Here is a 6,609-nt window from a genome sequence, read left to right as displayed (position 1 = left end):
GCCGTCTGCTCCTTCAGGAGTATCGAGCTTGATGACGGCGGTACGACGGTATTCCACTGTGTTTCACATACATGAAGAATGTTACTTATATATTGGGGAGTCGGCCTGCCATCGTAGCGTAGTCTGTGTCATCCGTTGTCGGCTTCCTCCCCGACCTCAAGGGTCGGGGCATCCGCCTCGTTCCGCCTGTGAATCCGAATCGGTCGATTCGTTACGTAGGGAGGCAAACTGCTCGCTTCGCTCGCAGTTTCTACCGGGCGAACGGCCGTCCGAGACGCGCGACAGCGCGTCTCTCTGCGGGACGACGATCGAACCGCGAGCGAAGTGAGCGGTGAGTGAGTCGTCTCTACGTAACGTGAATTTCGCGCGATAATCTGATACCAAAACTGTGCTACTGTCAGCTAGTAGCGGCTGGATCGCCTCTCTTCTACTCAGTCGTCGCCTCGAGGTGCGACGTTACCCGGGAGCCGGAACAGGTTCTCCGGATCGTACTCGGTCTTGAGATCGACCATCCGATCGTAGTTGTCGCCGTAGCGCGCCCGTGCGGGCTCCTCGTACAGGCCGGGGAAGTTGCCGTACCGCCCCGACGCGATCGACAGTGTCTCGGCCTTTGCGATGGCCTCGCGGGCCCACTCGAGGTTTGTGTCGTCCGCGTCGGGGTCCTCCCAGTTGGCCTCGACGGTGAGCATGTGGGGCTTGTCGCGGTGCCAGAACGCCGTCGCGTCCTGCGGAACGTCGGCGACCGCCCCGTCGAGGTGCCAGAGGTCGAGCGTCGACAGCGCCGACGGCGCGGCCTCGTTGTACTCGAGCATCAGATCGACGACCGCGTCGTCGAGTTCCTCGAGGTAGATCGCCTTCCAGTAGTAGCGCAGCCCGTCGGGGTAGTCCTCGTCGAGCATCGACTGCAGGTCGACGTACGTCATCTCCCCGCTGAGATCGACCAGCGGGGTCGCGCCCTCGAGCAGCGATCCGAAGACCTCGTCGGCGTCCGCGGGGTCGCCACGGTACGAGCCCAGCATCGCGATCGCGGGCTCGCCCCACGTCTCCTCGGGGAACTCCTCGAGGTCGGGAACGTGGGCGGTAAAGACGAGTACGCCCGCGTTTCGCGGCGCGTCAGCGATCCACTCCCGGTAGCGGGCCATCACCGCGGGCGCGTCGTCGGCGCGGAACCAGATGAACAGCGCGGACACTTCGGGACCGACCTCGTGGAGTTCGTACTGGAAGGAGGTGACGATCCCGAGGGCACCGCCGCCGCCGCGCAGTCCCCAGAACAGGTCCGGGTTCCGATCGCGACTCGCCGTCCGAACCCGACCGTCCGCGGTGACGACGTCGACGCTCACCAGGTTGTCCAGTGCGAGCCCGTACTCGCGGCTCAGGTGGCCGTACCTCCCGTTGAGCGTCAGCCCCGCGATACCGGTCTGTGAGACCGCACCGAGTGCGGTCGCGAGGCCGAACAGCTGCGTCTCGCAGTCGACGTCGCCCAGCGTCGTCCCGCCCTCGGCGCGAACAGTTCCCGCCTCGCGGTCGACCCGCACGGCGGTCATCTCGGAGAGATCGACGACAAGGCCGCCGTCGTTGACCGCCGTTCCGGCGACGTTGTGTCCGCCACCACGGACGGCGACCTCGAGCCCCTGCTCGCGAGCGAAATTCACGGCGGCGACGACGTCCGCGACGCCGGAACAACGTGCGACGATCGCCGGGTAGCGGTCGATCATTCCGTTCCAGATCTCGCGCGTGTCGTCGTAGCCCGGATCCGCGGGCCGAACGATCTCGCCGGAAAAGTCGGCCGTGAGCGACGCGACGTCCTCGCTCGAGAGCGTCGCGAACGTCTCCTCTCCAGAGGTCCTGTCAACAGTGCGCATACTCGAACGGACGCTTCCGGTGTAGATAACGTCGGAGTCACGAGGACCGGACGATCAGCCGAACGGGACCGTCGACGGCCGTTCGGAGCCACCGAACTGGCCTCATTCAGTGGGCCCGAACGCGGAACGGCCGTTCAGGTCTCGTCGGCGGGATCGCGCTCCTCGGCCACGACGTACTGGATCTCGACGATCGGCCCGCCGTCGGGCGAGCCGATCGCGTCGGCGAGCCGATCCGCCAGCCCCGGAACCGGCCCCGGCTCCGAACCGGCGATCGTCACGGTGATCCGGTCGGCCGACTGGATCGGGTAGTTCCCGTCGAGTTCGACCACGACGTCCCGGGCCTCGAGCCCCTCGTACTGCGGTTCCTCGAGCACCGCTTCGACCTCGTCCTCGGCCGACGACTCGAGCTGGGTCGTCTGGAAATCCAGCAGCGTGATCCCGGCCAGCGGCGCGGCCAGCACCAGCAGCGCGACCCCGAAGACGGCCGCGTACCTGTAGGTCAGTCCGCGGGTCGGCGAGACCTCGAACAGCCCCTGCGGACGGTAGCCGGCGACCCACAGCGTGGCCAGCGCGGCGAGGTTGATCGAGAGCAGGTTGACGGCGACGAGCACCACCGCGCCCAGGGCCGCGCCGTACATCCCCCAGGCGACCGTGATGCCGACCGCGGCGGCGGGCGGGATGAGCGCCGCGGCGATCATCACGCCGACGATCGCTTCGGAGAACCCGCGCGTGAGACTCAGGATGCCCGCCACGCCGGCGCCCAGCGCGACGGCGATCGAGAACAGGTTCGGCGAGACGCGCTCCTCGAGTTCCGTGGCGACGACGATGTCGACTCCGGCAGGCTCGAGGCCGGCCAGCCGCGCGAGCGTCGCGAGGCCGATCGACGCGACGACGACGATCGCGACGCCGACCGCCTGGTACCGAAACCCGGTCGCCTTGAGCGCGTCGTCGCCGGTGACGATCCCGATGCTGGCGGCGAGGGCGGGGCCGAGCAGCGGCGCGATCACCATCGAGCCGACGACGACCGCCGGGGAGTCCGCGAGCAGTCCGGAGGTGGCGACGACGGCGCTGATGAGCAACATAACCGCGTAGATCGAAAACTGCGGCGTGAACTCTTCGGCTTTCGTTCGAAGGACCTGCCGCGAGGTGCGCGCCCCTCGCTGCCCGCCCCGACTGTACTGGTCCCGGAGCGTCGTGAACTCCTCCGAGATGACCGTCTCGGCGTCGATGACGACGACCCGGGCGTCGTCGCTCACCCCTGCCTGCCGCAGGCGATCGAGCACCGGTTCGACCGCTCGCGTCGGCAGCGGGAACCGAACGACGGCCGTGTACCCCCTGCCGCTGGTCTCGTCGCTGACGACGTACTCGATCGCCTCCTCCTCGAGGATGTTCAGGACGGCCTGTCGTCGCCCCTCCGGCACCGTGATCTCGAGATAGCGCATAGGTCCACGACGACGGGCCGACGAATAGTACCGGAGGGGGAGTCCCCCTGGCGACGGCGGCTTCTCATACGGGGTACTGTCCGTCAGTTCCGGCGCAACCGCCGCCCGGATCGCGGTTGTGCCGGTACATCGGGACAGCAATCGTATCAGTGGTCGCTGCCGACGATCCCGCAGGCGATCGACTCGGGCTCGAGCAGTTCCTCGCCGTCGACGACCTCGGGATCCAGCAACAGGATCGTGTCGTCGGGCATCGACTCTTCGACCCGGATCTCGCGGCCGAGTTCGGTCTCGAGGTCGTCGACGTCCTCGAGGTCGCCCTCGCGCTCGGAGAGGAGTTCGGCGTTCGCTCTCGAGAGGACGAAGACGAGCGAGCCCGGCTCGGACGCGTCGGTCTCGGCGGCCTCGAGCAGTTCGGCCAGCGCGTCGGAAGTGAGTTCCTGAAACGAGCGGATCGTCACGCGATCGGTGTCGGAGCCGGCGGCGTCCTCGGACTGGGTTCGGACGCGCGAGGCCAGCTCCTCGAAGTCGGTGTTCTCGTCCATACTCCGGACGCCACCGTCGGCGTCCTTTATCGTGTGCCCGGCCAGTTCCGGCATAGCAGATTAGTTTCAGTCCGTATCAGCCGGCGTTGCGCTGAAGGATATCTTCTTTTCGAACGGACGAGCAAAACGACCCGTCCTGCTATCCTGGCACCAGTGATTTCCACGTCCTCCCCAGCCGATTCGCTCGGTCGCGTTGCTCCCTTGCTCATCCCTCGCGCAAGTTGTCGACCGCCCTCGCTAGCGCTCAGTCGGCCGACAGCGCGCGCCATCGCGCTGTGGATGGCCAAACTGGGAACACTGCGGGCCGAAAACGACGACCGCTACTGGTACTCCGGCAACCGGTCCGAGCGGTCCGAACCGTCGACGAACGGGAGGTCGGTTCGTGCGGCCGGGACCTCCTCGCCACCGACGCGAACCGTTAGTTCGTCGGCCTCGAGCCCGAACTCGACGACCGCGAGCGCGATCGGCTCCTCGAGCAGCGGGCTCGTATCGGTTCGGGTCACCTCGCCGACCGACGAATCGCCGTCGAAGACCGCGGCGTCGGCCTCGGGAACGGCCTCGCCCTCGAGGGTCAGCCCGACGAGGCGCTTGCTGGGCTGGCCGCGGTTCTCGACTCGGGAGACGACCTCCTGGCCGACGTAACAGCCCTTCTCGAAGTCGAGGGCGTTTCGGAGGCCGAGGACGTTCGGAATCTGCCCCTCGAGTTCGGTCTCGAACAGGGGGGATCCGGCCTCGAGCGTGAGGGTGTCCCACGTTCGGTAGCCGAAGGGGGCGGCGTTGAGCCCCTGGTTCAAGAGGACGTCGTAGACGGCCTCGGCGGCGTCGACCGCACAGATCACCTCGTAGCTCTCCTCGCCGGTGAGCGCGTCGGTGCGGACGACGGTGACGCCGTCGTCGCCCATCGAGCCGCGGACGAAGGAGTAGCGCTGGTCGGGCGAGGCGGCGCCGTTGAGCACGCTCGCGATCTTCTCGGTCGCGTGGGGGCCGTGGACGCCGAAGACGGCGTAGTCGTCGGTCGCGACCCTGATCTCGACGTCCTGGATAAAGACCTTCTCGGACCACTCCTCGGCGAGGTCGTCGGCGTGGGCGGGCGGGGTAAAGAGGAGCAGCCGCTCGCCGGCATTATAAATGTAGAGTTCGATCTCGATGCGGCCCTGGGGGCCGAGAACGAGCGCGTAACAGCCCTGGCCGTCCTCGCTCGGGACCCGATTCGAGACGACGTTGTCGACGTACTCGAGGCGGTCCTCGCCCTCGACGACGACGACGCCGTAGGCGGCCTCGAACAGGCCGACGCCGTTTCTGACCGCGCGGTGGGCTCGCTCGGGACGGCCGTAGTGTTCGACGACCGTTCGGCCGGCGCGATCGCCGAACGTGGCTCCGAGATCCGTGTGGATGGCCTCGATGACGCTCATGGATACGGAGAGGGGACAGGCACCCACAGGCGTTTCGATTCAGAAGGGCATCCGCTCGCGGAGCCAGTCGCCGATCGACTGCTCGTCGGCGTCGTCGGTCGGCACCTCCGGAACGACGCGCTCGTCGGGTTTGATCACCGTCTCGCTGGCCTCCGCGTCGACGTCGATCAGCCCGTCCTCCTTGAGCGTCGCCAGCGCCTCCTCGAGTTCGTCGATATCGACTTCGGCCTCCGCGCGGAGTTCGAAGACGGTCATCCCGTCGTCGGCCCGGTCGACGAGCGCGTCGAGTACCGCCACCTCGGTCTCCGCCCGGTCCCGGTACTCCCGCTTTGCTCTCATCCGTCAGCCTATTCGTCGACCCGGGATTTGACGTTTGTCGTTCGGCTCCCCCGCTCGAGCGATCGGCAAGCCGGACCGACAGCGCCGCGACAGCGCCCATGCAGTACGTTTTTTATGGCCTGACTCGATACGGTGAGACAATGGTCCTGCGATGTTCGCTGCTCGGTCACGACTACGGAGACGTCGACGTCGAACGCGAGCGCGAAGAGCGGGGGAGCGAGGTCGTCGTCACCGTCCGGGAGTACGAGGAGTGTGCTCGCTGCGGCGATAAACACGTCATCAGCGAGAACACCGAAGTGCGGAGCATCTCGACGGCCGGCGCCGGCCCGCGACCCGACGAACCCGAGCCGCAATCGACACCCCGATCGGCGGAGCCGCCGGCGGCCGAGCCCAACGACGCGGGCACCGGCGGATTCACGGCCGAAACGGAAGCGACGGACGCGACGTTTATCGACGCCGACGACGCCGGGAGCGAGCCCGCGCCGACACAGCGTCCGTCAGCAGCGGGAGCCGAGAACGGCGGGTCCGGAGCCGGACCTCCCGAGGGTACCGCGGGAGCCGAACCCGCCGAGACTGACACCGCCGAGACCGACTTCGCCGAAACCGACGCCACCAGTTTCGGCTCCACGGGCTCGAACGCTCCCGGAGCCGACGCTGTCGACGCCGCTGACGCCGCCGACGCCGGACTCGAGCTCCCGACCGACGAGAACGGCGACCCCGTTACCGACGACGGCGAGATCCTCGAGGACGACGGAACGACGACCCGCGACCGCGAGTACGGCGAGTGGCCCGACTCCAGCGACGTCGGCCCGCCGATCGAGCGCGGAACCGACGACGAGTCCGACGACTGGCCCGACAAGGAGTCTGAGCCCCTCGAGGACGACGCCATCTTGCTCGATACCGGTGCCGAGCTGATCGAGGCGAACTCGAGCGATGGCGACGTCGAGACCGAGCCGGGAACGGGACCGGAGCCGTCCGAGTCGAGTTCGCCCGCGGGCGGCCCGCCGGCCAT

At 67.7% G+C, this 6,609-nt stretch carries 6 protein-coding genes; 1 reads left to right on the top strand and 5 read right to left on the bottom strand.

All coding sequences use genetic code 11. The features are described 5' to 3' along the window. Positions 1-431: 431 nt before the first annotated feature. The 5 genes from ACNA7R_RS18615 to ACNA7R_RS18595 form a co-directional block, all read right to left on the bottom strand. Positions 432-1,862: an FAD-binding oxidoreductase gene (locus ACNA7R_RS18615; RefSeq protein WP_416285016.1), complete on the bottom strand. Its 1,431-nt coding sequence runs from the start codon at positions 1,860-1,862 to the stop codon at positions 432-434. Between the two features lie 134 nt (positions 1,863-1,996). Further along, a complete protein-coding gene (locus tag ACNA7R_RS18610) occupies positions 1,997-3,304 on the bottom strand; it encodes a TIGR00341 family protein (RefSeq protein ID WP_416285015.1) in 1,308 nt (435 codons plus the stop codon). 146 nt (positions 3,305-3,450) lie between these two features. Continuing rightward, a complete protein-coding gene (locus ACNA7R_RS18605; RefSeq protein WP_416285014.1) occupies positions 3,451-3,846 on the bottom strand; it encodes a hypothetical protein in 396 nt (131 codons plus the stop codon). A 320-nt stretch (positions 3,847-4,166) separates the two neighbouring features. Continuing rightward, positions 4,167-5,258 (bottom strand): aminomethyltransferase family protein, encoded by a 1,092-nt coding sequence (locus ACNA7R_RS18600; protein WP_416285013.1) that lies wholly within the window; start codon positions 5,256-5,258, stop codon positions 4,167-4,169. Between the two features lie 39 nt (positions 5,259-5,297). Beyond that, positions 5,298-5,597, bottom strand: a complete 300-nt coding sequence (locus ACNA7R_RS18595) for a DUF6432 family protein (RefSeq protein ID WP_416285012.1) — start codon at positions 5,595-5,597, stop codon at positions 5,298-5,300. A 140-nt stretch (positions 5,598-5,737) separates the two neighbouring features. Between ACNA7R_RS18595 and ACNA7R_RS18590 the strand changes: the two genes are divergently transcribed. Continuing rightward, the coding region (locus ACNA7R_RS18590; protein WP_416285011.1) for a hypothetical protein at positions 5,738-6,609 on the top strand (872 nt) is incomplete at its 3' end.

The organism is Natronococcus sp. (assembly GCF_047921035.1).
Lineage (GTDB): Archaea > Halobacteriota > Halobacteria > Halobacteriales > Natrialbaceae > Natronococcus.
Note: the sequence above shows the minus strand (reverse complement) of the source record. Positions and strands in the feature narration are given on the sequence as shown.

Coding starts and splice junctions, on each gene's coding strand:
- ACNA7R_RS18605 (WP_416285014.1), bottom strand. CDS start 3,846: ATGGACGAGAACACCGACTTCGAGGAGCTGGCCTCGCGCGTCCGAACC.
- ACNA7R_RS18600 (WP_416285013.1), bottom strand. CDS start 5,258: ATGAGCGTCATCGAGGCCATCCACACGGATCTCGGAGCCACGTTCGGC.
- ACNA7R_RS18615 (WP_416285016.1), bottom strand. CDS start 1,862: ATGCGCACTGTTGACAGGACCTCTGGAGAGGAGACGTTCGCGACGCTC.
- ACNA7R_RS18595 (WP_416285012.1), bottom strand. CDS start 5,597: ATGAGAGCAAAGCGGGAGTACCGGGACCGGGCGGAGACCGAGGTGGCG.
- ACNA7R_RS18610 (WP_416285015.1), bottom strand. CDS start 3,304: ATGCGCTATCTCGAGATCACGGTGCCGGAGGGGCGACGACAGGCCGTC.